General features: G+C 51.8%; 25 protein-coding genes. 9 read left to right on the forward strand and 16 right to left on the reverse strand.

What is annotated here, in order from left to right:
* Positions 1-36: 36 nt before the first annotated feature.
* Positions 37-675 carry an SCO family protein gene (locus Q4551_RS01250; protein WP_303431309.1) on the forward strand — a complete coding sequence of 213 codons (639 nt, stop codon included), beginning with the start codon at positions 37-39 and terminating at the stop codon, positions 673-675.
* Between the two features lie 56 nt (positions 676-731).
* On the opposite strand, the gene znuB is transcribed toward Q4551_RS01250, so the two are convergent.
* Genes znuB through Q4551_RS01265 form a run of 3 tightly spaced genes read right to left on the reverse strand, consistent with a single transcriptional unit; the run spans position 732 to position 2789 of the window.
* Positions 732-1529 (reverse strand): zinc ABC transporter permease subunit ZnuB, encoded by a 798-nt coding sequence (gene znuB, locus Q4551_RS01255; protein ID WP_303431310.1) that lies wholly within the window; start codon positions 1527-1529, stop codon positions 732-734.
* Positions 1526-2293, reverse strand: coding sequence for an ATP-binding cassette domain-containing protein (locus Q4551_RS01260; RefSeq protein WP_303431311.1), 768 nt, complete (start codon positions 2291-2293; stop codon positions 1526-1528). Before Q4551_RS01260 ends, znuB begins: the two co-directional genes overlap by 4 nt.
* Positions 2286-2789 carry a Fur family transcriptional regulator gene (locus tag Q4551_RS01265; protein WP_303431312.1) on the reverse strand — a complete coding sequence of 168 codons (504 nt, stop codon included), beginning with the start codon at positions 2787-2789 and terminating at the stop codon, positions 2286-2288. Before Q4551_RS01265 ends, Q4551_RS01260 begins: the two co-directional genes overlap by 8 nt.
* A 57-nt stretch (positions 2790-2846) precedes the next feature.
* Between Q4551_RS01265 and Q4551_RS01270 the strand changes: the two genes are divergently transcribed.
* Positions 2847-3821, forward strand: coding sequence for a metal ABC transporter solute-binding protein, Zn/Mn family (locus Q4551_RS01270; RefSeq protein ID WP_303431313.1), 975 nt, complete (start codon positions 2847-2849; stop codon positions 3819-3821).
* Positions 3822-4008: 187 nt separating this feature from the next.
* Positions 4009-5412 carry a bifunctional UDP-N-acetylglucosamine diphosphorylase/glucosamine-1-phosphate N-acetyltransferase GlmU gene (gene glmU / locus Q4551_RS01275; protein ID WP_303431314.1) on the forward strand — a complete coding sequence of 468 codons (1404 nt, stop codon included), beginning with the start codon at positions 4009-4011 and terminating at the stop codon, positions 5410-5412.
* A gap of 122 nt (positions 5413-5534) precedes the next feature.
* On the opposite strand, the gene Q4551_RS01280 is transcribed toward glmU, so the two are convergent.
* Entirely contained in the window at positions 5535-6881 is a 1347-nt protein-coding gene (locus tag Q4551_RS01280; protein ID WP_303431315.1) for a TolC family outer membrane protein, read from the reverse strand.
* A gap of 154 nt (positions 6882-7035) precedes the next feature.
* Between Q4551_RS01280 and Q4551_RS01285 the strand changes: the two genes are divergently transcribed.
* From Q4551_RS01285 to parE, 5 genes are all read left to right on the forward strand, one after another.
* Entirely contained in the window at positions 7036-7650 is a 615-nt protein-coding gene (locus Q4551_RS01285; RefSeq protein ID WP_303431316.1) for an NUDIX domain-containing protein, read from the forward strand.
* A 42-nt stretch (positions 7651-7692) separates the two neighbouring features.
* Positions 7693-8178 (forward strand): DUF1249 domain-containing protein, encoded by a 486-nt coding sequence (locus tag Q4551_RS01290; RefSeq protein ID WP_303431317.1) that lies wholly within the window; start codon positions 7693-7695, stop codon positions 8176-8178.
* 45 nt (positions 8179-8223) lie between these two features.
* Positions 8224-9030 carry a 3',5'-cyclic-AMP phosphodiesterase gene (gene cpdA / locus Q4551_RS01295; protein ID WP_303431318.1) on the forward strand — a complete coding sequence of 269 codons (807 nt, stop codon included), beginning with the start codon at positions 8224-8226 and terminating at the stop codon, positions 9028-9030.
* Positions 9031-9061: 31 nt separating this feature from the next.
* Positions 9062-9670: a YqiA/YcfP family alpha/beta fold hydrolase gene (locus tag Q4551_RS01300; protein WP_303431394.1), complete on the forward strand. Its 609-nt coding sequence runs from the start codon at positions 9062-9064 to the stop codon at positions 9668-9670.
* Between the two features lie 68 nt (positions 9671-9738).
* Positions 9739-11673, forward strand: coding sequence for a DNA topoisomerase IV subunit B (gene parE, locus Q4551_RS01305; protein ID WP_303431319.1), 1935 nt, complete (start codon positions 9739-9741; stop codon positions 11671-11673).
* 122 nt (positions 11674-11795) lie between these two features.
* Here parE and Q4551_RS01310 read toward each other — a convergent pair whose 3' ends face one another.
* The 12 genes from Q4551_RS01310 to Q4551_RS01365 form a co-directional block, all read right to left on the reverse strand.
* A complete protein-coding gene (locus Q4551_RS01310; protein WP_303431321.1) occupies positions 11796-12734 on the reverse strand; it encodes a TonB family protein in 939 nt (312 codons plus the stop codon).
* The gene (locus Q4551_RS01315) at positions 12731-13234 is read right to left on the reverse strand and encodes a biopolymer transporter ExbD (RefSeq protein WP_303431322.1); all 504 of its coding nucleotides are present in this window, start codon (positions 13232-13234) and stop codon (positions 12731-12733) included. The genes Q4551_RS01310 and Q4551_RS01315 overlap by 4 nt, the downstream gene beginning before the upstream one ends.
* Positions 13231-13752 carry a biopolymer transporter ExbD gene (locus tag Q4551_RS01320; protein ID WP_303431323.1) on the reverse strand — a complete coding sequence of 174 codons (522 nt, stop codon included), beginning with the start codon at positions 13750-13752 and terminating at the stop codon, positions 13231-13233. Before Q4551_RS01320 ends, Q4551_RS01315 begins: the two co-directional genes overlap by 4 nt.
* A gap of 13 nt (positions 13753-13765) precedes the next feature.
* Positions 13766-14416 carry a MotA/TolQ/ExbB proton channel family protein gene (locus Q4551_RS01325; protein WP_303431324.1) on the reverse strand — a complete coding sequence of 217 codons (651 nt, stop codon included), beginning with the start codon at positions 14414-14416 and terminating at the stop codon, positions 13766-13768.
* Between the two features lie 163 nt (positions 14417-14579).
* Positions 14580-14876 (reverse strand): hypothetical protein, encoded by a 297-nt coding sequence (locus Q4551_RS01330; protein ID WP_303431325.1) that lies wholly within the window; start codon positions 14874-14876, stop codon positions 14580-14582.
* Positions 14876-15637: a tetratricopeptide repeat protein gene (locus tag Q4551_RS01335; protein WP_303431326.1), complete on the reverse strand. Its 762-nt coding sequence runs from the start codon at positions 15635-15637 to the stop codon at positions 14876-14878. Before Q4551_RS01335 ends, Q4551_RS01330 begins: the two co-directional genes overlap by 1 nt.
* Complete coding sequence (locus Q4551_RS01340) at positions 15618-18329, reverse strand: tetratricopeptide repeat protein (RefSeq protein WP_303431327.1); 2712 nt, start codon at positions 18327-18329, stop codon at positions 15618-15620. Before Q4551_RS01340 ends, Q4551_RS01335 begins: the two co-directional genes overlap by 20 nt.
* A 112-nt stretch (positions 18330-18441) precedes the next feature.
* Complete coding sequence (locus Q4551_RS01345; RefSeq protein ID WP_303431328.1) at positions 18442-20373, reverse strand: hypothetical protein; 1932 nt, start codon at positions 20371-20373, stop codon at positions 18442-18444.
* Positions 20374-20376: 3 nt separating this feature from the next.
* Positions 20377-20883, reverse strand: coding sequence for a hypothetical protein (locus tag Q4551_RS01350; RefSeq protein ID WP_303431329.1), 507 nt, complete (start codon positions 20881-20883; stop codon positions 20377-20379).
* Between the two features lie 10 nt (positions 20884-20893).
* Entirely contained in the window at positions 20894-21412 is a 519-nt protein-coding gene (locus tag Q4551_RS01355) for a TlpA disulfide reductase family protein (RefSeq protein ID WP_303431330.1), read from the reverse strand.
* Positions 21382-22452 (reverse strand): hypothetical protein, encoded by a 1071-nt coding sequence (locus tag Q4551_RS01360; RefSeq protein WP_303431331.1) that lies wholly within the window; start codon positions 22450-22452, stop codon positions 21382-21384. Before Q4551_RS01360 ends, Q4551_RS01355 begins: the two co-directional genes overlap by 31 nt.
* On the reverse strand, positions 22434-23096 hold the full coding sequence (locus Q4551_RS01365) for a hypothetical protein (RefSeq protein ID WP_303431333.1): 663 nt from the start codon (positions 23094-23096) through the stop codon (positions 22434-22436). The genes Q4551_RS01360 and Q4551_RS01365 overlap by 19 nt, the downstream gene beginning before the upstream one ends.
* A gap of 856 nt (positions 23097-23952) precedes the next feature.
* Here Q4551_RS01365 and Q4551_RS01370 point away from each other — a divergent pair.
* Positions 23953-25806, forward strand: coding sequence for a bifunctional diguanylate cyclase/phosphodiesterase (locus Q4551_RS01370; protein ID WP_303431334.1), 1854 nt, complete (start codon positions 23953-23955; stop codon positions 25804-25806).
* The last annotated feature ends 44 nt before the right edge of the window (positions 25807-25850 follow it).

A 25850-nucleotide genomic window follows, 5' to 3' on the forward strand; every position in this document is an offset into this window, starting at 1 on the left:
CTGATATACTCAATACTCAGAAACAGGAGAATGACAATGAACAACCGGGTGTCTTCAGCGTCTCGTCTCGGCGCTATCTTACTCTTCGTGGTGTTGGCTGTATCGGCTGTAGTGGGCACATTGGCAGCTCGTCTGACCGACCCTGCTACTCGATTGGGTTCTACCAGTGGCATGATGTTATTTCAGAGCGGCAGTCCAGTTTCAGACTTCGAATTTATTGACCAGCATGGTGAGCGGCGTGATCAGCGCAGTTTCTCCTCTGGCTGGAAGCTGGTGTTTTTTGGCTATACGTTCTGTCCGGATATTTGCCCGACCACATTGGCGGACCTGAATCGGGTGTGGAAGGCATTGCCTGACGAGACGCTTCAGCATCTGGAAGTGGTCTTTGTGTCGGTAGATCCTCAGCGCGACCGGCCGGCCAGTCTGGCACCTTACCTGCAATATTTTAATCCAGCGTTTGTAGGGCTGACGGGTAATCCCCAGGCCTTGTCATTGCTGGCGCAGGAGATCAACGGATTTTATGCCAGGGTTGATCGTGGTGATGCACCGTATCTGATGGATCATTCGGCCAACCTGATGCTGGTCGATGCGGATTGGCAGTTTCGTGGTTATATCGAACCGCCATTCCGGCCTGACCGCTTAATCCCGATTTTGACGGCTATTGTTGATAGATAACAAAATGGCGGATATTGGCCCGGTACAGTACGTTACAGTACGATACGAAAAGAACCTCACCGCCGGTTAACGGCGGTGCTGGCAACAAACAGCAGGGTGGCCGCGACGACAACACTGGGGCCAGCGGGGGTGTCCCACCAGAACGAGGCCGACATGCCCATCAGTACCGATACCAACCCGATCAGACTGGCGAACAGGGCCATCTGCTCAGGGGTGCGGGATAAACTGCGAGCTGCTGCTGGCGGGATAATCAGCATGGCGCTGACCAGCAGAATGCCAACAATTTTCATGGCCAGGGCAATCACCAGCGCCAGCATCAGAATCAGTAATAATTGCAGTCGAGCCACCGGGTAGCCATCAATAGCGGCCAGCTCCGGGCTGACAGTCGTTGCCAGCAAGCCGCGCCATTGCCAGATAATCAGGCCGATACAGATTACAGCCGCTATCGCTACCATCAGTGTATCGGTGCTGGTGACAGCCAGTAGATCACCAAACAAATAACCCATCAGATCCACTCGCACATCATGGGCCAGACTCAGAACGACGAGTCCAACGGCCAGCATGCTGTGCGAAATAATCCCCAGTAACGTATCCGAAGACAGAGAGGCAATACGTTGCATCGGATACAGTAACAAGGCCAGTACCACCGAGCTGAGCAGCAAGGCCAGGGTCGGGTTGATATCGGAAATCACACCCAGGGTAATGCCCAGCAGCGCGCCATGGGCCAGGGTGTCGCCGAAAAACGCCATGCGTCGCCATACAACAAAGCTGCCCAGAGGCCCGGTGACGCAGGAGAGCAACAAGCCGCTGAGTAATGGCATTAACCACCAGTAAGATATCATCAGTGCATTCATGGCTGGCGGGTTTCCGCTGTTGAGTCGTCATCGGTATGGCCAACGAGGCAATGCTGGTGGTCATGGTGATGGGTGTAGTGAGCGATTGGCGCCGTACGTTGGCCAAACAGTTGTTGGTAAGCATCACTGACGGAGACCAGGTCGGGATGGCCGGAACAACAAATATGGCCATTCATACAGATCACTTCATCCGTCGCTGCCATGACCAGATGCAAATCGTGGGAAATCATCAGCACCCCACAGCCGAGTTCGTCACGCAATGTTGGGATCAGCCGGTAGAGCTCATGCTGCCCCTGGACGTCTACCCCTTGCACAGGCTCATCCAGTACCAACAGGTCGGGTTTCAGCAGCAGGGCCCGGGCCAGCAAGACGCGCTGCCATTCGCCACCGGACAAGTCCTGGATATCCTGATTGACCAGGAGCTGAATACCCAGGCGATTGAGCCAGCCATGAATGGCACTGTCCTGGGCACTGCGAGCCAGACGCAGAAAACCGAGTACGGTGAGAGGCAACCTTGGTTCCAGTTGCAGATGCTGTGGCATATAACCAATCGTCAGCGGCTTGCGACGCCAAACGGAGCCGGAGTCGACTTTCTCCAGCCCCAGTAAAATACGGATCAGGGTCGATTTACCACAGCCATTAGGGCCGATCAGGGTCAGAATCTCGCCGGCGTGCAGCTCCAGGGAAATATCCGTCAGCACCTGTTTATGACGACGCTTGAGATTCAAACCAGTCGCTTTTAATAGCAGAGGACGATCAGGCATGATCATTGGCCGTGGTTTCCCCAGATGCTGGCTGACAGCTCGGGCATAAGCCGGTCAGTTCGGTCAACTGGTGGTGCACCTGCACTCCCAGCACCTGTTCGACTTGTCGGGTTAATGCATTCAGCTTGTCGTTGGGCAGCTCCTGGGCCTGGCCACAGTGTTCACAGATAAAAAAACACACTGGGTGATTGGCTCCCGGATGATTACAGCCTACATAGGCATTTAATGAATGCAGCCGGTGTACCAGTCCCAGATCGAGCAAGAAATCCAGTGCCCGGTACACCGTCGGAGGTGCAGAGTTGAAGCCATCATTGGCGAGGGCTGGCAGCAGTTCATAGGCACCAACCGGCTTATGGCTTTGCCAGATCAGTTCCAGCACCCGTTGGCGGACTTTGGTCAGGCGTGCTCCCTTGTCATGGCACAAGGATTGGGCCTGGCTCAGCGCATTGGCGACACAATGCGAATGATTGTGGGGTTGGTACACATTCTGACTCATGGAAGGTCAACCTTAGGTTATAATGTTGCAATATTACGAAAGACTGAACGAGACACAATGAACAAAGTGATATTTTTACTGTTATTGGTACTTCTTGGCGCCTCCACACCAGCGTTTGCCGCTGCAGATATGGACGATGCCCTTACATCCGAAAGCCGGATGCCATCCGTGTTGGCCAGTGTGCACCCGCTGGCGCTGGTCGCGGCTTCTGTCGTTCCGGCAGAGCGGCTGAATGTGCTGGTGCCTCCGGGGATGACACCCCATGATTTTGCCCTGCGCCCTTCGGATATCGACCTGATCCAGAATGCTGACATTATTCTGTGGGCCGGGCCGGTGACTGAGCCGTACCTGAAAGGCTTTGCCAACCGCTGGCCCGACAAAATATGGATCAACGTGGCGGAACTGGGGCAAGACAGCCCGATTCAGGACCCCCACTGGTGGCTGTCGCCCAGCGTTATGAAGTTGGCGCAGCAGCAGCTGGCAGAGCAGGTCGGGCGAGATTCGGCAACTTTTGCGGCAGCCGTCGATCTGGCGGTGGCCGAAAGCCGAACCCTGTTGGCCCCTGTGCGGCAGCGTGGCTTTTTTGTTTTTCATCGCGCTTACGACCATTGGGTCGCGGCACTGGGCTTGAACCAGGTGGGTTATTTCACCCTTAGCCCGGAACAGAAGCCGGGTATCCGCACCTTGCAGACCATGCGTTCACAGTTAATGAGTGGCGAGGTGGTCTGCGTCTTCAGTGAACCGGAATTCTCACCGGCCTTGGTGGATCGTATTGTTGAAGGCATTACGGTCGGTCGTGGTGAACTGGATCCGATGGGACTGCAAGTCGAGATTGCCAGCGATGCCTATCCTGCACTCTTGATGGATATGGCACACCGCGCCAGGACTTGTCTGGAAGCGGTCGCAATGGATAAGGCCGGTGTTCTGGAGTGGGAAACCGAGATCGACAAAGCGTCGCCGGGCCCGGATGATCCGGAAGACGAAGCGAGTGATCACCACCATCATCATGAATCCGATCACCACCATGAATAATCATGGCTGATCGTTGTTTTACCCCGGGTTTGGGCTTATGGCGCAGACCCGGCAATTCCCTGCGTGGATGACCCTTGCTTGAGGCGGCGGGTTTGATATTCAGCCAACTGCGTTTTGGAAGCGCGCTGCAACAACCTGCTAGAATGATGCTTAATTCAGGTAGCCACCCGGTAAGCGAGCACTCATCATGTCTCAGCCCTCTTCTTCGATCGATCTCCCGCTAGCAATTGTTACCCTGGCCGCAGGCAAGGGTTCTCGGATGAAATCCGATTTACCCAAAGTGTTACACCCGCTGGCTGGCAAGCCGATGTTGCAGCATGTGCTCGACAGTGCCAGTCAACTGGCCGGTGCGCGTCAGTATGTGGTGATTGGTCATGGGGCAGAACAGGTGCAGGCCGCGATGACACAAGATGTTTGCTGGGTCATGCAATCACAGCAGCAAGGTACCGGCCATGCGGTTGCCCAGGCGATGCCCGAAGTGCCGGATGACGCTGTCGTACTGGTACTGTATGGCGATGTGCCGCTGATTAGCACATCAACCTTGTCTGCTCTGTTGGCGGAGACTCACGCATCGGCCGAACAAACCGGCGGGTTGGCATTGCTGACGATCGAGCTGGCGGATGCGACGGGTTATGGCCGTATCGTACGGGATGACAGTGGCAATATTCAGGCGATTGTCGAACACAAGGATGCGACGCAAGAGCAACGGACTATCCGGGAAGTGAATACCGGTATTCTGGCGGTGGCAGCCAGTCATCTGAAGCGTTGGTTGCCGCTCTTGTCAGATAGCAATGTGCAGGGTGAGTATTATCTAACGGATATTGTTGCGCTGGCGGTGGCGGAAGGTACGGCGGTACGGGCGATTCATCCCCAGTATGGGCACGAGGTGCAGGGGGTGAATGATCGCTTGCAGCTGGCCGGTCTCGAACGGGTGTTTCAGCGACAGCAAGCGGATGAGCTGATGCGGCTCGGGGTGGCGCTGGCCGACCCGGCACGGTTGGATATTCGGGGTTCACTGACGGTGGGCCAGGATGTGTCGATTGATGTGGGGTGTATTTTTGAAGGTGATGTCGTGCTGGGAGACGGCGTCAGTATTGGTCCTTATTGTGTGATACGAAACAGCCAGTTGGCGGCCTCAACCCAGGTTGAGGCCTATTGTCATCTCGATGACGCGGCCGTGGCGCAGACATGTACCATTGGTCCTTATGCCCGGTTACGGCCGGGGGCGGAGCTGGCCGACGGTGCCAAGGTTGGCAATTTTTGCGAAGTAAAAAAATCACGTATCGGAGCCGGCTCCAAGGTCAACCATCTCAGTTATATCGGTAATGCCGATGTTGGCGTCGGTGTGAATATCGGTGCTGGTACCATTACCTGTAATTACGATGGGGTGAACAAGGCAACGACGCGTATCGGGGATAATGCCTTTATCGGTTCCAATTCAGCCCTGGTGGCACCGGTCGAGATCGGTGCCAACACCACGATTGGTGCCGGGTCTGTGATTGTCAGGGAAGTGACTGATCAGCAATTGGCGATTGCACGGGGCAAGCAGCGCAATATCGATGGTTGGCAGCGGCCGCAGAAAAAGTCCTGATTACTGTGCGACGATAAAAAAGACAGACAATAAAAAGCCGGAAAGTTGTTCCGGCTTTTTATTGTCTGTCTGCTATGGATATGGATGACAGGAACCGGTATGACCCGTTTGCCCTGTCAGAGCTAGCTTTCCAGCCAGCTGTTTAATACATCGATATCCTGTTCGCTCAGAGTACCGGCATAAAATTTCAGGTTAAGCAGGTTGATAATGTAGTCGTAGCGGGCATTGGCGTAGTCGCGTTGGGCGCTGAACAGGTTCTTTTGGGCATCCAGCACTTCAACGATATTACGGGTTCCTACCTGGTAGCCAGTTTCTGTGGCTTTCAGAGCACTTTCAGCCGAGGTAATGGATTGTTTGCGGGCATCGATATTTTGCACGCTGGTCTGCAGCTGACGAAACAGGCTGCGGATATTCTGTTTTACACCGCGACGTTGCTGCTCGAGCTGATAATCAGCGGTTGCCAGATTGCTGGCCGACTGTTTGCTTTGTGCGTACAGAGAACCACCGGTAAACAGCGGCATGGATACGGTCAGGCCAATGGTGCCAACGGTTGAGTCGGTTGGATCGGTGGTGTAAGTGGGTGCCACGTCCGAGATGGTGTAACTGGCACTGAGGTCGACGGTTGGCAAACGGTTGGAACGGGTTGCGTTACGTTGCAGGCGAACCCCTTCTTTTTGCGCAATCGCCATACGGATGCCCGCGTATTTTTCCAGGCCGGATTCAACCCAGCTGGAAACATCTGCCGGGGCTGGCATTTGCATGCTGATGTCATCCTGCAGGCTGGCAACCTGATCGTAGCGTTGGCCGGTCAGGACTTCCAATGCCTCATAACTGATATCCAGGGCGGCTTGCAGGCTCAGCAAGTTGACATAGGTGAGGTCATAAATCGCCTGTGCTTCATGGACATCGGTAATGGCAATCAGGCCAACATCAAAGCGTTGCTGGGTTTGTTCCAGTGAGCGTTTGACGGCACGTTCTTCTGCTTTGGCTGTTTCGAGATTATCTGCTGCCCGCAATATATTGAAATAGGCCTGTGCCGTACGGAGCAGCAACTGTTGTTCCGCCAGTTGCAGTTGGGATTCGTAGCTACTGTCTATGGTTTTGGCAGCTTGATAGGTGTACCAGCTGTTGAGATTGAACAGGGTTTGGGAGGCGGACAGCTGCAGCGCGCCCAGTTCATAATCGGCGGTGCTGGTTGATACCGAGTAGTCATTGTTATTAATGATACTGATGATGCTGGCACTCTCAGCTTCGACATCATAATGGGTATAGCTATAGCTGGCCTGGGCTTGTGGCAAAATGGCACCACGAGCAATCGTCACATTGTAGCCATTTGCTTCCCGCTCTGTTCTGGCAGCGGCGATTTCAGCGTCGTTGCTGGCCGCTTGGCGGTAAATGGTGCTAAGGTCACTCGCGGTAGCGATACTGGATACAAGTACCAGGGTTGAGATGGAAAGCAGTTTTTTCATGACAAAACCTTTGCTGAATCCTGGAAAATAGACTGCCATTGAGTCTATCAGAAAAAAACTGATGGGCTGTCTTGGCATTGTGCATGCGTTCAGAACAGTGCGTGCCTCCCGCGAAGCTTAAGTATTCTTGTTGAGTAATATAGTCAGGTCAAGCATGGATAATAACAAATCGACTCCTGGCCATAAGGACTGGGAATTAACGCATAAAGAAGTGGCGTATCAGGGCTTTTTCCGTATTGAGCGGTTGTGGTTGCGGCACAAAACATTCGCCGGTGGCTGGACCGACACCTTCAGTCGGGAGTTGTTTGAACGCGGCGAAGTGGTGTGCGTGCTGTTATATGACCCGCAACGGGATGTGTTGGTTTTCACGGAGCAGTTTCGCGTAGGGGCCATCGGTGCGGATAATACGCCCTGGCTGACCGAGTTGGTGGCGGGCATGGTAGAAGCCGGTGAGTCGGTGGAAGATGTCGCTGCCCGTGAGACGATGGAAGAGGCCGGCTGTCGGTTTGAGCGATTGTTGCCTATCTGCAGCTACTGGTCTTCTCCTGGTGGTACCAGTGAGCGGGTGCATCTCTTTTGCGGATTACTGGACAGTCGGGGTGTTGAAGGGATTCATGGACTGCCAGAAGAACATGAAGATATCCGGCTGCGGCCCATGAGTTTTGAGGACGCCTGGCAGGCGTTCGAAGCTGGAGAAATTGACAACGCGGCCACTATTATCGCGCTGCAATGGATGAAAATTCATCACAGTGAGCTAAGTCAGTACTAACCGGGTATTGGCTTTATCGACTGTATCACCTTGATTGTGATTATGAACAACCGTATACGACAGCGTTATATTCCTGACCTCACGGTCTTGTCTTCTTTGGGGCAAGCGAACTATGCCCGGCTGCAAAAACTAGTGACAGATCACACTGTAGGAGTGGAACATGCGTACAGCATGAGTAATGGCTCGCAGCCTGCCAGCAGAATATCCGTTAAAATCGAGGAAAATCACCGCTATACCACGATGTTGAAAGTGTCTCAGATGGATGAGGCCAAGCGCTGGGTTGCTCCGCCAGTCATGACGGTTCGTATGTATCATGATGTGTGCATGGCGGAAGTGATTGGTTATCAGAACGAGCGGGTTGGTGAAGGGCGATATGATTATCCGAATGACCAGATGCGGCTGCCTGATGAAAAAACGCAGTTAAACCGCTTTCTGGCTGACTGGCTGGAACATTGTATGAAATTCGGACATATTGACCAGTCAGTGGCTTTGAGTTCTGGAAGTCATTCTCCAGCTGACGGCGTGTAGGGAATCTCGGTTGTTGGATCGCCTGTTATTTGATGGGAGTGGCGTTTGGTCTTTTTTGATAGAGCATCAACTTTCCGGTTGATCCAGATTACAGATACCCATTTGTGTGCTCTGAGAAGCGGCCACTTGTTGGGCATGAATACGCTGGACAGCTTGCGCTGTGTTCTGGACATTATTCGTGCTGGACACCTGAACGCTGATGCCATGCTAGTCACAGGGGATATTTCCCAGGATGGCAGCATTGGATCCTATCGCTGCTTACAGGCTGAACTCGCGCCTTTGGCAATACCCAGTTTCTGGATTCCCGGCAATCATGACGACCTCACGGCAATGGCGACTGTCACAGCTGGTACAACACTGCAAGATCGCATACTGCGCACACCGCACTGGCAAGTGATTATGCTCGACAGCAGCGTATCCGGGCAGGTGTACGGTGAGCTGGCTGACAGCGAGTTGGCCCGGTTGGAAGCGATCCTGACGCAATCCCCTGATTTGCATACGCTGGTGTGCTTTCACCATCACCCTGTGTTTATGGATTGTCGCTGGATTGACAGTATCGGTCTGCGTAACGCAGGGGATCTGATGGCGATTGTCTCGCGTTTCTCCAATGTACGGGGATTGCTCTGGGGGCATGTGCATCAGGAAAGTGATCAGATAGAGGGTGATTTACGCTTGTTATCGACACCCTCGACGTGTGTCCAGTTTGCCCCCAGGACGGATGAATTTACCATCGATCGATTGAGCCCGGGGTTTCGCTGGCTGGATCTGTTGCCTGATGGCCGTATCGAGAGCGATATCAAGCGGGTTGAGCATATAGAGTTTGAAGTCGATTATTCGGTTAAGGGATACTGACGCCCCTTCTTGTTCAGGAACGTTCTTGACCGTGATTACCCTCGATAGCATTGGATGCTTGTACTTACATGGTTTTCTTAGTTCACCACAGTCGCTGAAGGCGCAAGAAACTCTGGCCTATTTTCGGCAGCAAGGCCTGGAAGCATCATTACGATTACCTGAATTGCACTTTGCCCCGGCAGAAGCCATCGCACAGGCCGCCGATCAACTGCAGCAACTGCAGCAGCGCCATGAACATGTGTTTGTTATTGGCAGTTCTCTGGGTGGATTCTATGCGACCTGGTTGGCACAGAACTATCAAATTCCAGCCATTCTGGTTAACCCTGCTGTTAGGCCTCATCAGTTGTTCCGACATTATCTTGGCCCTCATCAGCACTACCATAGTGGTGAGACGTTTGAAGTGACAGAGTCATATCTCCAGCAGCTGGTTGCATTGGAAGTAACTGAGATTGCCTATCCTGAGGATATGTTGCTGCTGTTGCAAACGGCCGATGAGACGCTGGATTATCGCTACGCGGCTGATTTGTATCGGGCTTGTCCGGGATGGAACCAGGCCGGTGGTTCTCATGGATTTGATAGTTATCAACAGTTCTTGCCGCGCATTATGGCATTTGTCAGCCACCGTTTCCGGTTGCGTTGAGCGGCGGGTGAATGATACCCGATGGCTGGGTATACTCCGTGCCTGCCGTACCGTTAACAGAGGTCAACATGTCTGACACCCGCAAAACATCTGGTCAATACACCGCCGCATCCATTGAAGTTCTGAGTGGACTGGATCCGGTGCGCAAACGTCCGGGCATGTATACGGATACCACGCGTCCTAATCATCTGGCTCAGGAAGTGATTGATAATTCGGTGGATGAGGCTCTGGCTGGCCATGCCTCGCGTATTGATGTCACATTGCATGCTGATGGCTCCATGACAGTACAGGATGACGGCCGAGGTATGCCAACAGATATCCATCCGGAACATGGCGTTTCTGGTGTTGAGTTAATCCTTGGCCAGCTGCATGCCGGAGGGAAGTTCTCTAACGACAGTTACCAGTTTTCTGGTGGGTTGCACGGTGTTGGGGTTTCGGTTGTCAATGCCTTGTCCAAGGCATTGGAGGTGACAATCTGGCGAGATGGCCAGGTGCACCGCATCGGCTTCAAGGATGGTTATAAGGTAACCGACTTGCAGGTGGTTGACCGTTGCGGCAAGAAAAAAACCGGTACCAGCGTGCGCTTTATGCCGGATGAATCGTATTTTGATAGCCCTCGCTTTTCTATTGTACGGCTGAAGCATGTATTACGGGCGAAAGCGGTGTTATGCCCGGGCTTGCGTATTGTCTTTGTGGCTCCTGACAGTGCCGATAATGCGGAATGGTATTACGAAGATGGCCTCAAGGATTATCTGGTAAGTGCCGCCAGTGGTTATGAGGTGTTACCCACAACCCCTTTTACTGGTGTTATGTCAGGCCCCAGTGAAGGAGTTGATTGGGCGGTACACTGGTTGCCGGAGGGAGGTGAGTTATTGCAAGAGAGCTACGTCAATCTGATTCCTACAGCTCAGGGTGGCACACACGTCAACGGCTTCCGTTCAGGATTGTTGGATGCCTTGCGGGAGTTTTGTGAGTACCGCAATCTGCTGCCAAGAGGCATCAAACTGACGCCGGATGATTTGTGGGAACGCTGCTCCTATGTTGTCTCAGCCAAGTTGACCGATCCCCAGTTTGCTGGACAGACCAAGGAGCGACTGTCTTCACGGGAAGCCTCGGCCTTTATTTCTGGTGTGGTGAAAGATGCGTTTGCCTTATGGCTGAATGACCACATTCCTGCTGCGGAGCAGTTGGCAGAGCTGGCGATCAGTAGCGCTCAAAGCCGATTACGCAAATCGAAAAAAGTAGCTCGCAAAAAGATTACCCAAGGCCCTGCACTTCCTGGCAAGCTGGCGGACTGTACCGGACAGGATGGGGAGCGGACGGAGTTGTTTCTGGTCGAGGGTGACTCCGCCGGTGGTTCTGCCAAGCAGGCCCGGGACCGGGAATTTCAGGCGATCATGCCGCTACGCGGCAAAATTCTTAATACCTGGGAGGTCGATTCGGATCAGATTCTGGCCTCACAGGAAGTCCATCATATTGCCATTGCTTTGGGTATTGACCCTGGCTCGAATGATCTTTCCGGCTTGCGATATGGCAAGGTCTGCATACTGGCTGATGCTGACTCGGATGGTTTGCATATTGCGACCTTGTTGTGTGCGCTATTTTTACGCCATTTCCCGGCACTGGTATCCGAAGGTCATGTGTATGTGGCAATGCCTCCTCTGTATCGGATCGACATTGGCAAGGATGTCTATTACGCGCTGGATGAGGCCGAGCGCAGTGGCATTCTCGAGCGTATCGGCGCAGAGAAAAAGCGTGGCAAGATCAACGTGCAACGATTCAAGGGATTGGGTGAAATGAATCCGATGCAGCTGCGAGAAACGACCATGGATCCGGATACCCGTCGATTGGTGCAATTGGTGCTGGAAGAAGATGATCCAGAAGAAGAAGTACAGCAAACCTCCGAGACACTGGAATTGATGGATATGCTGCTAGCCAAAAAACGAGCCGGTGATCGCAAGATCTGGCTTGAACGCCGTGGTAACGAGGCTGAGCTGGCATAACAATTCTGAAGGAAAATGGCAGTCCGGGTATGGATAGGTCGGGTTGAATACAGCAAACAACAAAAACAAATAAGGGCTGCAAATGCAGCCCTTATTCTTATGCAACGTACAGTATCCGGTTATTACGGGACAAAGTTGATGGGGAACTCAACACTGGTCACCTCGACTTCCGGACGATCCTTGAATCGCATACGACGGCATTGTGACAGCAGACGTTTATGCAGAGCTTCATCGTTCAGCTCGCTGCGACCAATTTCACACGACTGAACTGTACCCGAAGGGGTAATTTTCAGAGCCAATACCACGGTACCTGCCAGCGTAGGGTCTTTCTGCTGAGCTCGGCGATAGGCATTGAAGAAGCTTTGTTTGCTGGTTTCAAACACCAAACGCATTTCTTCCTGAGTCCGATTGCTGCCGGCTTCCTCTGTCTTGCGAATTTCTTCGCTGGAAACTGCAACAGCCGTTGTCGTACGTTCACCAAGCTGCTCGCCACTGGTAGCTGCTGTCAGGGTTGACTCATCAATACCGCTTAAGGCAATGACAGCATTCGGATCAACAACACTACCAGCACTGACTGCGGTGCTACCAACGTTGCTCAAAGCCGCACTGCTGGTATCCAGCTTGACGTTCGGAATGGCAGCTGCCAAAGCAGCCAACGAGTTCAGAGCATCACTACCCAGTGCTTCTTTTACCTTCTCCTGAGCTTTTTTACGTTCTTCTGGCTTGGCTTCTACCTTGGGTACAGGCTTGGGCCTAGGCTTCGGTACGTCGGCAACTTCAGGTTTAGGCACCTCCGGTTTTGGTTCTTCTACTTTCTCTTCCGGCGGTGGCGGCGGTGGCGGTGGCGGCGTTGGTTTCCTCTGTTCCAGCAATTTTGCCAGTGCAGGTGGGATCTTTTCCAACTCACTCCGATCCGGTTCCGGTACATCCATCATCGGGATCAGAATACCCAGTACTGTTGTGAACAGCAGGGCTATCACCAGAATCGAGATGTAACGCTTACCGCCAGTATCTACCCAGGGTAAGATCGGCTCGTGTCGATTAACGAGGGCTTCACTCATGGGGCACCCCCATCGACCTTATTGACGGCCAGAGAAATATTACTGAAAGTTGCTTTTGAACATGTGTTCATTACTTTCTTCAGCAAAGCGTATGGCGTGTCTTTGTCACCCACAACGGTGATATACCGACCCAACTCCAGCAGTTCTGGTGAGAGAGGTGAACGTTCGGCCATATACTGCAGCTCGGTAAGGAGTGCATCAATGGTTTCACCTTCAGACGCTTCAACCTGAGGTATGGTAACAATAGACCGACCCTGAACCAGAATCTCTTGCTTGTTCACCATCACGACCAGATTTTCGTCTGGCGTGTTTTCAGCAATGGAGTTCGGCAGCTCAATCTGTTCACTATCTTCAACTTTCACGTCGTTCTGGTTCACCATAAGGAAAAATACCAGAATGGTGAAAATATCCATCAGCGACGTCAGATTAAGAGTTGCTTCCCCTTTCTTGCGCTTATGGTTGCGATCCATGCGCTTGGCGCGGCGGGACGTCTTCTTCATTGTGTCACCTCCGTTGTGGTCGCCAGGTCAGGTGCTGCACCCAGAGAAATATCAGGGAACAGGGCTGCATCAACCACTGACGTTACAACAACGGCAGGGTATATACGAACCGCATCCATCACTGATACCAGAGTCTGATAATCAATTCCTGCTTCAGGAAGCAGGCTGATGTCGGTTTTTTGAGCAAATACAGGATCTTTTTTGATCTCTTGCAGGATGGTTGACAGTCCTTCCAGGTCATAGCTTGCGCCTTCTTCCTTCGGGAATGTCGCGTGCACCACCGTCTGCAACAGATAGCTATGAGAAACTTGTATGCTGTCTGAGCGGATGATGACCTCTAGCGTCACATCTTTTGGGTCTACAACAGTAGGCTGATCGCCCGCCGGCAACTTGAGATCGATTACGGCCAGTTGTGAGAACACCATGTTCATCAGCAGTACTGGTACCAATACGATCATCAGGTTCATAAAAGATGTAACGTTGAGCTCCGCCTGTTCTTGATTGCGTTGGCGTCTCATTGGAAATTACATCTCACTTGTTGCCGGTAGTGGATTGACCTTGCTTGCGCTCGGTAATGATGTTCAGGAACTTCACTCCGGCCATTTCAATGCTGTCGACAATTTCATTGGTTTTGGTTTGCAGGTAGGTATGCAGCAACAGCAGCGGAATAGCAGCCATCAAACCAAATGCGGTGGTGTTCATCGCAACCGAGATACTTTGTGACAGCAGCGTGGCTTTTTCTGCCGGAGCTGCGTTGGCAACCGCGGTAAAGGCCGCGATCAGACCCATAATGGTACCCAGCAGTCCCATCAAGGTGGCAATGTTTGCCATGGTGGCAACATATTGAGTACGTTTTTCAAGCTGTGGAACAGCTTCCATCAAGCCTTCTTCAAGAGCATATTCGATTTCTTCGCGACGTTGGCTGCCAGGAATACGAGCAATGGCAGCAGAGAAGATATCGCCCAGTTTGGTGCTGGACTCATTGGCATAGTTCAGAGCCGCACGCATATCACGGCTTTCAAGCATTGGCAGGATTTCATCAAACGTCTTGCGATTACTTGATTTTTCTCTTGTCAAATAGATCAAACGCTCCAGTGCAATGGCAACACCTACTGCCATGATGAAGCCAATCGGGTACATAAATACGCCGCCTTCTTGAAAAAAACGTACGATGGAATCCATAGAATTTCCCCCAGATTTATTACGTGGTAGATAGTATTTTACTGTTATCTTCCAAGCTGTTATCGGTATTTAACAGCAAGAAAATTGCATTTAATCGACAACCGGCCAATAAAAACAGTCGATATGACTTATTTTTTTCCAGCCTTCGCGATCCTTGTGTTAGTTAGTTCGCTTTCCTTTCCGTTGCCTGATCACCAAAACCGTCTCTGAAACGCCTGGCATATTCCACTTCAAGATGAAACTGCTTCGGTTGTAACGGCTCGAAGCGTTCTTCTTCATAGCCAGTGAGCGGTTCGAACGGTATTTCCACGTCGGGTGTATCTCTCCACGAAGTAATCGTCATCATGCCAGCGTCTTCAGAATTACCAAGAATGGATATACCTTCCAATTGAATGACGTCGGCTGCGAAAACACTTGTCGGGGTAATCAGAGCCAGTAAAGTGAATAACCATATTTTCATCAGGAGTCTCCTTCCGAATCCACAGCAGCCTCTGTTGGTTGCGGCTCTTCTGGTTGATCGGATGTTTCATCAGCTTGCGGGTTCGAGTCTTCTGTTGCAGTGGCTGCCGCATCTGTATCAGGTGCTGGAGTACTGGGAACCCGTTTGGCAAGATCCTGTATCCATATATTTAACAGTGGATCTTCCTCTGTATTCAACTGCTGTGCTGTCCGGTATTGCAGCAGCGCCTTGCCATACTGCCTCATATACAGGTCATACAAAATCCCGAGATTGTAATGCAAATCGGGATTGGGTGCAGAACACTGAATGGCTTTGGAGTAGCTTTCCTCGGCCAAGGTAAAATCACCTAGTTCCCGTGCAACTGGCCCCATGGCCTGAAATGCCGCACAGAATTCACTATCCAGAGTCAAAGCCTGCTCGATGCTGGCTTTGGCTCCTTCAAAATCCTCGGTCTGATATTGTGACAGCCCAAGATTAACCCAGACACCAGGGTAGTCCGGGGTCCGTTCCGACATAATGGTCCAGTGTTTCAGGGCCTGATCATAGCGCTGGGATTTGAGCAGCAACAAACCATGCTTGAAGAAACCAAGGGTTTCAGCATCAAGGCCTGCGTTTGCAGAGTCTTCTTGCCCAGAGGCATCGGTCTCTTCTTCTGCTGTTGTTTCCTGTTCTGGTTCGGTGGCCTCGTCGCCACTCTTCATCAGCGAGCTACAACCTGCCAGCGTCATCACCAAGAGAAAACTAGCGAATCTCACTAACATAGCTCAATTCCTTTTCTTTCTTGCGGTATTGGGTCGGTGCCAGGTCAGCCATGACATCGAAGCTCTTTTTAACCCACTCATCATAAATACCATCATAGGTACGGTTGATGTTCTTGAGATGAACGTCCATCGCAGCCTGCTCGAAGGGGTAAGACTGGTCTTCCAGCAAGAACTGGTACTCTTCCAGCTCCAGTTCATCCAGGCCTTTGGGTCGCTCAGACTCTAACAATGCCTTGCTCAGCTGAGTGTACAGCTGACCGATCCGGTAGGTCGAAGAGGTCGTGAACTCAAGCACTCCCATTGCCACGGCCTGGGTATACAGGGCTTGGGCTTCTTGCATGGCCTTGTTTTTGGCCGGAATACTCTCGTTCAGCGGCAGGGTCAGTGGCAGATTCACGTATTTTTCCCGTGCGAATTCAGCCAGCTCGTAGGAAGCCCCTGCAGCCAGGTATTTTGACCGCTCTGTTTGCTTGTTACCCGCTTCAGCATTCAGACTGATAATCTTGTCGAGCCAGTAGCGGCGTTTTTCTTCGTCTTTTTCGCTGCTTTCCATGCCGTACAGTTGTTCCAGTTTGTAGCGAGACTCAATGGCCGGATCAAAAGGCTCGGAATAGTTGTTGGCATAGCGCTTGAACATCACAATGGCGCTGCCAATATCTCCAGCTTTCTCATAATATTCACCGGCCTGGAAGGCTGCAATACGCTGTTCTTCCTCATCTTCGCTGGTGCGCCACACATCCGCCAAAGCATTGGCTGCGGCTGACCATTTCTCCTGTTTCTCATAGGTGAAAATCAGCTTTTTGGGAATATCCTGGCTGAGTTTGTGATCCGGATACTTGTTCTGGAATGTGTTGAGCGCTTCTTCTGCGCCCGCATAATCTTCCACTTCAAACAGCAAGGTGATGGCATCGTATTCTGCAATAATGGAGTTTTCGCTGCCTGGCGTGACGTCACTGATACGGTTCCAGCTGGAAGCCGCCAGTTCATAGTTACCTTCTTCACGGGCTTTTTCACCCTGCTTATAGATCGAGGCGGCGACTTTTTCACGAATATCATTGCGGACATCAGGGTCGATATCGCTATATTTCAACGCTTCCTGAAGCGATTCTTCTGCTTCTTCGTAATAGCCCAGTTCAAAGGCGGCGTGACCGCGAACCAGTGCTGCACCATAACGATAGTTGTCCGCAAGGCTGTCCTGAATATCCCAGGCCGTACGGGATACAATCAGTGCTTCTTCGTAATTCTTGTCAGCAAGAAACAGTTCAGAGGTACTGACCAGCACCTTGCCACGTTCTTCGTGATCCGGGAATGTGCGTACAAAGCGCATGGAGTTTTCTGCACTTTGCTGCCGCCATGCCGTCGCTTCTTCAGCATCATCCGGCTGGTATTTGTTGTATGCCAAAACGGTCGCGTAAGCAGCTTCCGGTGCCAGCTCATGATCAGGGTAATCGTAGGCTACGATCTGGTAATGGTCGCGAGCCTGTTGATAATTACCCAGTTCATAGGCGATTTCTGCCAACAGGAAGTGAGCTTCCGGTGCATCTTTTGCGTCTGGGACACTGCGTAAATAAACGTCATACCATTTGGCGGCTGCAGCGTAGCGTTCGGCTTTTTCTTCATCACCCTCGGTTTGTTGCGCCCAGCCATGGTTGAATTTGGCCAGATCCATAATGTAGACAGCAAGTGGCTCACGGATGGTGTCGCGTACGGCATCGTCATGATTGGCCCAGTAGTCACTGTCGATACCAAAGCGATCGATATAATCCGCTTCACGTTCCCGTTGCAGTACCGGATAACCCGCGAGGGTATATTGTTCAATCATGCGTTGGAAATACAGTGGCGCCTGCTCGCTGTCCGGATAGCGTTCGATGTACGCGGTCAGAGCAGATGCACCACTTTGATAATATTTTTGGTCGTAGTAATAATCCGCCAGGCGGTTGTAAATCAGGTATTCGTAATGGCGGTGGCCATACTCATCAAAAAACTCACCGATTTCTTCCCACTCTCCGCCATAGCTGAAGGTAACGGCCATGGTGTAAATGCTGTCTTTCAGGATCTCTAGACTGGCACCTGTGGCGTTATCAATACTATTCTGGTCCGGATAGTCTTCATCCAGCAAACGGGCAAAGGCAATCTGGCTGTCATCGTAACGGCTCTGTTTGAACAGCGACCAGCCCAGCATATAACCTGCATTACTGTAGTATTTGTTGCCGGTACGGCCGTACTCAATCAGGCGTCGAAATGATTGTTCCGCTGCGACATAGTCTTTCATGGCATAGCGTAATTCACCGAGGCGGAATTCGGCATCCAGATAATAGATAGAATCCGGGTATTGTTCCGCCAATTGCTGGAAGGCCTCGGCTGTGTCTTCCGGCTGCATGGCTATGCTGTAGGCTTTGGCCAGCTGGTAGAGAATTTCGTCATTGCCTTCACTATCAGGGTGCTCTTCCAGGATGGCTTTAAATTCCTGAATAGAAGCAGCGAGTTCTTCAGGATCAACGTCTTTCTCTTCCTCGGAAAGGAGATCATCACCAGCCCAGGCAGCTTCTTGTTCATGCAAGCGCAGTGCGGCAATGCGTCGAGAAGCCAGCACTTCGTACTGGTGTTGATCTGCTACTTCAATATAAGCCCGATAACGAGCCACCACGTCTTCATTGGTGACGATCAGTGGCTCATTGGATGGTGCTTTCAATCCGTAATATGTGAGATCCGATATGGTGCCAGCCTGGTGTGGTTGTACCTGGGCACAGCCAGCAGTTACAAGCAGACAGGAGACGACAGAGGACCATATCAGTGAGCGCTGGTCAGTCATATTCACCCAGGCCTCCGCTGTTGGTGTTGCGACGTAACTCGCCATCGTAAAGTCGTGCGATCGACAAACGGGTAGTCGCGAGATAATCCTTGAGTCGGTCTTTCAACATGCCGATATGGCTCTGAGCAACGGTGACAATCTGCTGCTGCTGTTTGGTGTGAAGTGCTGTTAGTGTCTGCTCCAGTGCGCCGAGCTTGTTCGATACTGCATCGATCGTTGCCAGGTGCTCTTCTGATCTGGCATGAAAAGCGCCGGCCTGTGCCAATAACTCATTAATATTGGTCAGTTGAGTATTCAGATCCTGATATTGCTGTTCCAGAACAAGTTGCTGTTTCTGGAGTGCCCAGGCCCGCTGTGGCTGGGCTTTGGTCAGCTGCCACAGCGTGATGCCCTGCAGGATACTTGCCTGTGTTTGTACATCCTGTTCCATAGAGGTGCCATCTTTGGATTCATTGGTAATGGCCTCCAACTGATCCAGCCTGTTCCGCTCAGGTTGTATTGCAAACCCCAACGGTTGGTTGCGGTGCGCTTGTATCTGATGATTGATCTGTATGATTTGTTGTTGTAGCTGTTTGGTGTTGTCTGCTACTTGGGCCAGATGATCAGATTCAACCACTTCCAGGTAAATTGCCTGATTGGCGAGCTTGTCGGCTCTTGCGATTGACAGGTGTTGCTGCTGTTGCTGAACCCACCCAAGCATGCTGCGAATATCGATCAGACGTTGCTGTTCTTGCAAGAATGCACTGGTGCTCAGCAAACCTTCGAGATGACGACTGGTTGATGATGAGGCAACCCCCTGGAGGTCGGGGCTAAGTATGTTGTCAGAAGCGTCGGACTGTCGCTCTTCCCAATGGCTGACCCACTGGGAAAGTGTGTCAATATTGTTGAGCTGGTCAAGTTGCTCAAGTGCTTCGGTCATACGTTTTTCTGTGTATTCATAAACCGGTAACGATGGCACTCCGCCATTCATCAGCTCGGCAACGTAAGAGGTCGCCATTAATGATTCGAGTGTATGAATGTTGAGTAAAGGAAAGTGCTCTTGCAAGACCCTCCATGGCTGTAAGGCCTGGTCGTATTGCCAGCGTTTTGATAGTGCCCAGCCATATTGCAGTAGCGCATCAGAGGTATAAGGACCGTCTTTGGAGACCAGCCGCAAGTAACTGATCGCCTCATCGTAATGCTTGTTGCGTAATTCATACTTGCCGGCTGTCAGGCGAAAGCGGTCATTCAGTGCCGATTGTTGCTGGTCTTCTGCTTCATCAACAAGAAATTCGCCAACCCATTGCTGTAAGTCTTTGGAAGAGATGCCCAGTCGCATTTTTGCCAGCATCAGGTTGTAACCCGCAAACCGGTACCATTCACTCTCCTCGTCAATCAAATCAAACGCTTGTTCGGCTTGTGTTATCTGATCGCGGTTGGCGTGTGAGGTGGCAGCAATAAATGCCGCTTCCGATGTGTCCGTCGGGTTTAGCAAGGCATCGTTGGCCATGGCTCGACCAATCAGCCGACCGGCTTGTAGCCAGTCATTTCTGTCGGAGGCGTTACGAGCCAGCATGAACCAGGTATTTCCCATTCCTGGAGAGAGGCCAAGAGCCGGGTCGTTAAGCAAGACGTTGGCATAAGAGTCCATTCCCAACTCTGACAAGCCTGCTGGAAGGGTGTACATGATATCCATATCTGAGAGCGTGGGTTCTGCATCATCATCGGTTATGGCGTCCAGCGGTGTGCTGGTCAGATAATGAAAAAAATACACGCGTTTGCCCAGCTCATGATTCAATATCTCAAGCGGGGTCTTGGGTGCCGGAACAGAGGCACTCAGTGTGGATATAAGGCCGTTGTCTGGCGCCGTAGGCTGTGCGCAGGCCGTACTGCTTACCCAAGCGGTAGCCGCTACGGCCAGAGCGAGTAATCCTGACTTTTGCATGACTTACCAAGCCTTCAGAGTAGCAACTGCGCTGCGTTTGGCGGTGTCGTCCGTAATAGAAAGCAATAGTTTGAGATGGTTGCCACCTTTACGAAAAACGCCTTCATAGACCAGATCGCGGACACGGTTGTTGTCGTCACGTCCACGAACGACCACTTTCAACAGGTGGTTACCTGGTGCCAGTTCAAGATCGGTCAGAGGCTGGACAGCACCAAACTTGAGGGCCTGAACTTCTTTCTCTGTATACAAGTAATTAATTGGCGAGATGCCATGCCCTGATATGGTAATGGACATGGGGGTAAAGAATTTACCGTTACTGAGTGCCAGGTAGAGTGATGTCTTGGTACTGATCGGGCTGATCAGTTGTTTTTCGATGGCTGACAGTTCACTACTCAACTCAACGACCGAGCGTTTGGCTGAATCGATTTCAAGCTGAATGTCTTCCGGGGTTGCAGCTACGGCCTGGAATATACCGAAGAACCATAGCATCCCTGCAACTAAAAACTTCATAACCACCTCATCAACGTTGACGTACCACGCCGTCCACAGATAACCAGTGACTCAGGGCGCGACGAGTGAATTCCATATTTCTGAAAAGGTTACCTGCGTACAGGTAATCCAGTGTTCCGTCCGGGCTGACCAGCATAACGGCAGGCAAAGGGTTGATTTGCCATGCCCTGGTGAGCGACTGGTCGTATGCCAGTAACGGCAGACGTGTACGGGGTGCGTCTTTTACAAAACGGTCATTGGCATCCCAGATCACCCAGGTAACCAGTCCGTCTTTGCTGTACTGACGCGCCAGCCGTTCGTAGTGTCCCAGTGCTTTCTGGCAGTCTTTACAGGCACCCACCCAAATCAGCATGACTGGCTTGCCGCGCTGTTCTTCCAGGCTCAACGCATAGCCACCTTTTACAGGAGGGAGCGCAAGCTCGGTCAGCGTATCGCCAATCGACAGTTTGTTCGGAGCTGCTTCAGCTATCGAAAAACTGCTGATCAGGGCTGTCAGGATTAGTAGTAAAAACCGACTGCTATGCTCCATTGCAGACCTCGGTGCGAACCTTCTTGGTTGAGTACTTCATCATCGACGTGGTAGTAACGGGTTTCGGTACCAATCCAGTAGTCGCCCATCATGACCTGAAGCGATGTCCCTACACCGAGGTACATACCATGGCTGCTGCCTGTGAACTGTTCACCAATAAGGCCATCCACATTCAGCTGCCATGGCAGGAATGTTTCGCCATCGAGGCTGGTAATACCTTTGAGGAGGGAATAACCCAGACCGGCGGTGATGGCGCGGAAAGATGAATGCTCTTTCAGGTCAACATTGCCATCGTCATCTTCAATTGTTGGATTACCAAATGATGTTAATCCAAGCTCGATATTACCCAATGCATCCAGGCGATCGGTCAGGTGGTAACGGATAGAGCCACCAAACAGCAGGCTGTCACCGTATTCGGCGGAGGTTTGTTGCCCAAGGGACATGCCAATCAGCATGGTCTGCTCAGGTATGCCATCAGAAAAATCGAAGGTGCGGGGAATAGGTTCAAATATCTCTGCCGTTCGTGGCGTTGCGGCAACACCGGCGAGAGGCAAGATGCCTTGCATGATATTGGCCCCATTAAGAACAGAGCTGGGATCAGTCGGCACTTCATCTGCCATATAGCTCTGCTCTGAACTCAGTTGTGCCATCTGAGCCAGGATGGTTTCCATCATGGCCGGGTTATCAAACGCGGATACCTCGGTCGGCTCTTTTTGAGGAACCATGGAGAGCATCTTCTCGAGCACTCTCGGGTCGTTCAGAGCATCCGGGTTTCCTGGAGCCAGCTCGGCATCGGCTTTGGCCTTTTCAGCGACCACCCTCAGCATTTTTTCGAGCACTCTTGGATCATTCAGAGCATCCGGGTTTCCCGGCGCCAGCTCAGCATCAGCCTTGGCTTTATCTGCGACCAAACTCAGCAGATTTTGCAATACAGCGGGGTCGTCAATAGATGATGGAGAAGTCTCGGCAGCTGCAATTGACGACGCTGCCAGGAGGAAACCCAGTGCAAGACTGGATCTTTTCAGAAACGAATTTTCCATACTAGGGCCAACGCTCCGTGATTTGCACTATTGCCAGACAAGGCTTGCTGGACCTGAACCCGGCCGCCGATGCTGACGTTGTAAGCTATATTCCAGTTGATGTCGGTCGTGGCTGACAGTACCGGCACAGTTGTGTCGTCCCCATCATCATCCCAGCGGGTCGAACCGCCGGAACTCTTGCCAATGCCAACTCCCAAATACCCATCCCATGACCAGCGGCCGTTCTCTGCAAAAGGGAAGCGCTTGCCTGCTTCCACTGAGTACCAGTCGTCATTTGTGTCGGTGGAACGGGTTATACGTACCGCTGCAGCCTGATCAAACAGAGTGAAGTTGGCTCCCAGAGTCAGAGCGGTTTCAGATGTTGCGGCCACTTCAAACTGCGGGTTGTTGTCGTCACTGTGATCAAGAAACTGCAGTGGTTCAAGTCGTTTGATATTTTCTGGCAATGCGTCGAGTGATTCAACACTGATCCAACCGTGATATTCACCTGCCTGTACGTATAGCCAGTTGAGCTGGCGCTTCAGGGGAATCAGTGCGGTATCCGACGGTACATCCGTCGTCACGGGATAAGTATCGGCCGGCCCCATGCGCAGCTGAATGGGTGCTGCGGTCGCAACAGAAACAAGACCGACACTCAGTGCCATAGCCTTGATCAGCGTGAGCAGTCTGCCGACTAAATAGTCTGTCGAACGTTGCTTTGTTTCCGGATTCGCCTGCATGTCGGCACCAGTTCCTTGTGTGAGTTACCAGTATTCGTGGCTGTGGCACAACGGCGGGCAGTATGCTTAGCCGCTCAGTGCTCGTCAACACAGTGTATCAATTATGTTACATCACGTTAATTCCGACATCTTTTGCGCACTTCGTCGGTATGGTACTGATCGCTGGCTTATGACGAAGCGATGAGAATAACAGTCTATTTGGACGGTTTTATGTCAGTTCGATAATAAATAGAAGGGGCCTGAGTGATTGTCCGACATGGCGAACAGGTATAACCACTCTGTTTGTGCGCAGGAATGGCGGTATTGCGTCATCTGCAGGGAAGATATGGCTCAATCATCATTGAGCCCTATTCAGACCGAGGCTTCTTGCTAATACTGTGCCTTTGGATTGTTAGCAAATCGACCAAGCATGTTGAATATAAGCAATAAAGTTGCCTGTTATCCGCACTTTCCCCGGCGTTTGTAACCACCGTCAGGATAAAAAAAATTTACAGATTGTGAATTGATTCCGATTTGATCAAGGGAATTTTTCTGGTTACTTCGATGTTTCAGGCAGCTGACAGGCGACTGCTGACATTCTGATCACAGTTCGCTAACCGGTCAATTGGGGAGATAGAGTTACATAAGTTAACACTATGCAGGATATGATGCCTTCACAGGGTTCCGACAGGAATCGGTTTTACAGACTTCTTTAGCGGGACAATGGATGCATTTCACCTCATCTCGTAGGGCAGGTCATTTCGACTGGCTGAAAAGTTATCATTCGCTGATGCTGTTGCCGATGGTGACAGCGCTTCTGCTTATGCCTTTTATGGATGGCACTGAAGTTCGTTACTGGCTGGTTTTCTGGGTGTTGGTGGTGGTGGTTTTGACGATTTGTCGAGCCTGGATGATGCACTCTAACCGGTTGCATTTGCAGCAGCACAGTGGCGTATTACAAGCCATCTTTGATGGCCTGCCCGATGGTATTTTTTTTAAAGACCGTGATGGCGTATACCGTTATGCCAACGAGCGGGCAATGGGAGCCATCGGGACCGACTTGCTAGGCAAAACAGATATTGAGCTGTTTGATGGTGACCCGGCCTGGGAATGCCAGTGCGCTGATGATGAAGTGTCTGACCAGGGCTGTCGCTACCGCCGAGAGCAATGGGTAACGTCATCCAGAGGAGAGCGAGTGTTGATGGAAATAAGCAAGTCACCGCTCTTTGATGCGCAAGGGCACTGTCTGGGAGTGCTTGGTGTCAGCCGCGATGTGACCGAGCTGCGCAAGATTCAGAATAATCTGGAATTTGTTGCGCATCATGATGCGCTTACCGGCCTCCCTAACCATACGCTGTTGTCGAAAAAAGCTGACTATGCCTTACGTCTGGCGCGGCGTCAGGGAGGGAGCCTGGCGCTGCTGCTTTTTGATCTCGACCGCTTGAAAGGGATCAATGACACCTTTGGTTACAATATCGGTAATTTGTTGTTGCAGGACGTGGCGCGCCGTTTTAGCAGCAATCTGAGAGATTCCGATCTTTGTGCCCGTATGGGCGGAGATGAATTTCTGCTCGTACTGCCAGAGTTTGGCGGTCACGATAACCTGGTCGCCAAGGCGACGCAGTTGTTGGCTGTGATTGCAGAACCTTATGAACTTAATGGCCATACTCTGTCACTTTCCAGCCATGTGGGTATCAGCTGTTTTCCACAGGATGGCGATGAATTTGACACCCTGGTTCGCCATGCTGACGCCGCCTTGCATCAGGCCAAATCCCAAGGACACAAGGCATTGTGCTTCTATGAAGCATTCATGCTGGAAACCCTGAACGAGCGCTCGGTGCTGGATCACGATTTGCGTGAGGCTGTCGATCTGGGTCAGCTGGAGATGATGTATCAGCCACAATTCCGTTTTGGGGACAAACAGCCACGACGGGTTGAGGCATTGATGCGGTGGCGGCATCCACGGCTGGGCAGTGTCTCGCCGCTGGAATTTATCCCGATGGCGGAAACCACGGGTCAGATTCACGATATGGGACAGTGGGCGGTGGAACAAGCCTGCCGACAATTTCTGGACTGGCGCGAGCAAGGCCTGTGGCTGGAAAAGATAGCCATCAATGTGTCTGCCATTCAGATCAATAGCGGATTTGCCGACCGGCTAATGGCATCGATGAATGCCATGTCATTCAACCCCGCCTGGCTGGAGCTGGAAATTACCGAAACGGCCATCATGAGCAGCATTACTGAAGTCAGCCGCCAAATCACCCTGTTGTGTAATCAGGGAGTCGAGTTTTCGATCGATGATTTTGGTACGGGTTATTCTTCACTGAGCAAACTGAAATCGATGCCTGTGACGGTACTGAAAATCGACCAATCCTTTGTGCGTAATATCAACGACGATATCAATGATTATGAAATCGTTCGGGCGATTATCCTGATGGCCAAAAGCCTGGGCCTGCATGTAGTGGCTGAAGGCATCGAATCGCAGCCACAAGCGGCGATACTGCAGCGCCTGGGTTGCGACTGGGTGCAGGGCTTTTTGTTTAGTCAGCCATTGTCCGGGGACGACTTTCTGGCTCGCTACCGTGACAACACAGGTGCTAGTGTTACCCCGGCTGCGGCAGAAAACGACAGCATGACCACGGAGAATGATTGCTGATCTGATGGGCCTCAGTCACAATCAGTCCACTTGAATCCAGCCGT

It is taken from the genome of Oceanobacter sp. 5_MG-2023 (assembly GCF_030548165.1).
In the GTDB taxonomy this organism is placed as follows: domain Bacteria; phylum Pseudomonadota; class Gammaproteobacteria; order Pseudomonadales; family Oceanobacteraceae; genus Oceanobacter.

Coding starts and splice junctions, on each gene's coding strand:
- Q4551_RS01250 (WP_303431309.1), top strand. CDS start 37: ATGAACAACCGGGTGTCTTCAGCGTCTCGTCTCGGCGCTATCTTACTC.
- znuB (WP_303431310.1), bottom strand. CDS start 1,529: ATGAATGCACTGATGATATCTTACTGGTGGTTAATGCCATTACTCAGC.
- Q4551_RS01260 (WP_303431311.1), bottom strand. CDS start 2,293: ATGCCTGATCGTCCTCTGCTATTAAAAGCGACTGGTTTGAATCTCAAG.
- Q4551_RS01265 (WP_303431312.1), bottom strand. CDS start 2,789: ATGAGTCAGAATGTGTACCAACCCCACAATCATTCGCATTGTGTCGCC.
- Q4551_RS01270 (WP_303431313.1), top strand. CDS start 2,847: ATGAACAAAGTGATATTTTTACTGTTATTGGTACTTCTTGGCGCCTCC.
- glmU (WP_303431314.1), top strand. CDS start 4,009: ATGTCTCAGCCCTCTTCTTCGATCGATCTCCCGCTAGCAATTGTTACC.
- Q4551_RS01280 (WP_303431315.1), bottom strand. CDS start 6,881: ATGAAAAAACTGCTTTCCATCTCAACCCTGGTACTTGTATCCAGTATC.
- Q4551_RS01285 (WP_303431316.1), top strand. CDS start 7,036: ATGGATAATAACAAATCGACTCCTGGCCATAAGGACTGGGAATTAACG.
- Q4551_RS01290 (WP_303431317.1), top strand. CDS start 7,693: ATGAACAACCGTATACGACAGCGTTATATTCCTGACCTCACGGTCTTG.
- parE (WP_303431319.1), top strand. CDS start 9,739: ATGTCTGACACCCGCAAAACATCTGGTCAATACACCGCCGCATCCATT.
- Q4551_RS01310 (WP_303431321.1), bottom strand. CDS start 12,734: ATGAGTGAAGCCCTCGTTAATCGACACGAGCCGATCTTACCCTGGGTA.
- Q4551_RS01315 (WP_303431322.1), bottom strand. CDS start 13,234: ATGAAGAAGACGTCCCGCCGCGCCAAGCGCATGGATCGCAACCATAAG.
- Q4551_RS01320 (WP_303431323.1), bottom strand. CDS start 13,752: ATGAGACGCCAACGCAATCAAGAACAGGCGGAGCTCAACGTTACATCT.
- Q4551_RS01325 (WP_303431324.1), bottom strand. CDS start 14,416: ATGGATTCCATCGTACGTTTTTTTCAAGAAGGCGGCGTATTTATGTAC.
- Q4551_RS01330 (WP_303431325.1), bottom strand. CDS start 14,876: ATGAAAATATGGTTATTCACTTTACTGGCTCTGATTACCCCGACAAGT.
- Q4551_RS01335 (WP_303431326.1), bottom strand. CDS start 15,637: ATGTTAGTGAGATTCGCTAGTTTTCTCTTGGTGATGACGCTGGCAGGT.
- Q4551_RS01345 (WP_303431328.1), bottom strand. CDS start 20,373: ATGCAAAAGTCAGGATTACTCGCTCTGGCCGTAGCGGCTACCGCTTGG.
- Q4551_RS01350 (WP_303431329.1), bottom strand. CDS start 20,883: ATGAAGTTTTTAGTTGCAGGGATGCTATGGTTCTTCGGTATATTCCAG.
- Q4551_RS01355 (WP_303431330.1), bottom strand. CDS start 21,412: ATGGAGCATAGCAGTCGGTTTTTACTACTAATCCTGACAGCCCTGATC.
- Q4551_RS01360 (WP_303431331.1), bottom strand. CDS start 22,452: ATGGAAAATTCGTTTCTGAAAAGATCCAGTCTTGCACTGGGTTTCCTC.
- Q4551_RS01365 (WP_303431333.1), bottom strand. CDS start 23,096: ATGGCACTGAGTGTCGGTCTTGTTTCTGTTGCGACCGCAGCACCCATT.
- Q4551_RS01370 (WP_303431334.1), top strand. CDS start 23,953: ATGGTGACAGCGCTTCTGCTTATGCCTTTTATGGATGGCACTGAAGTT.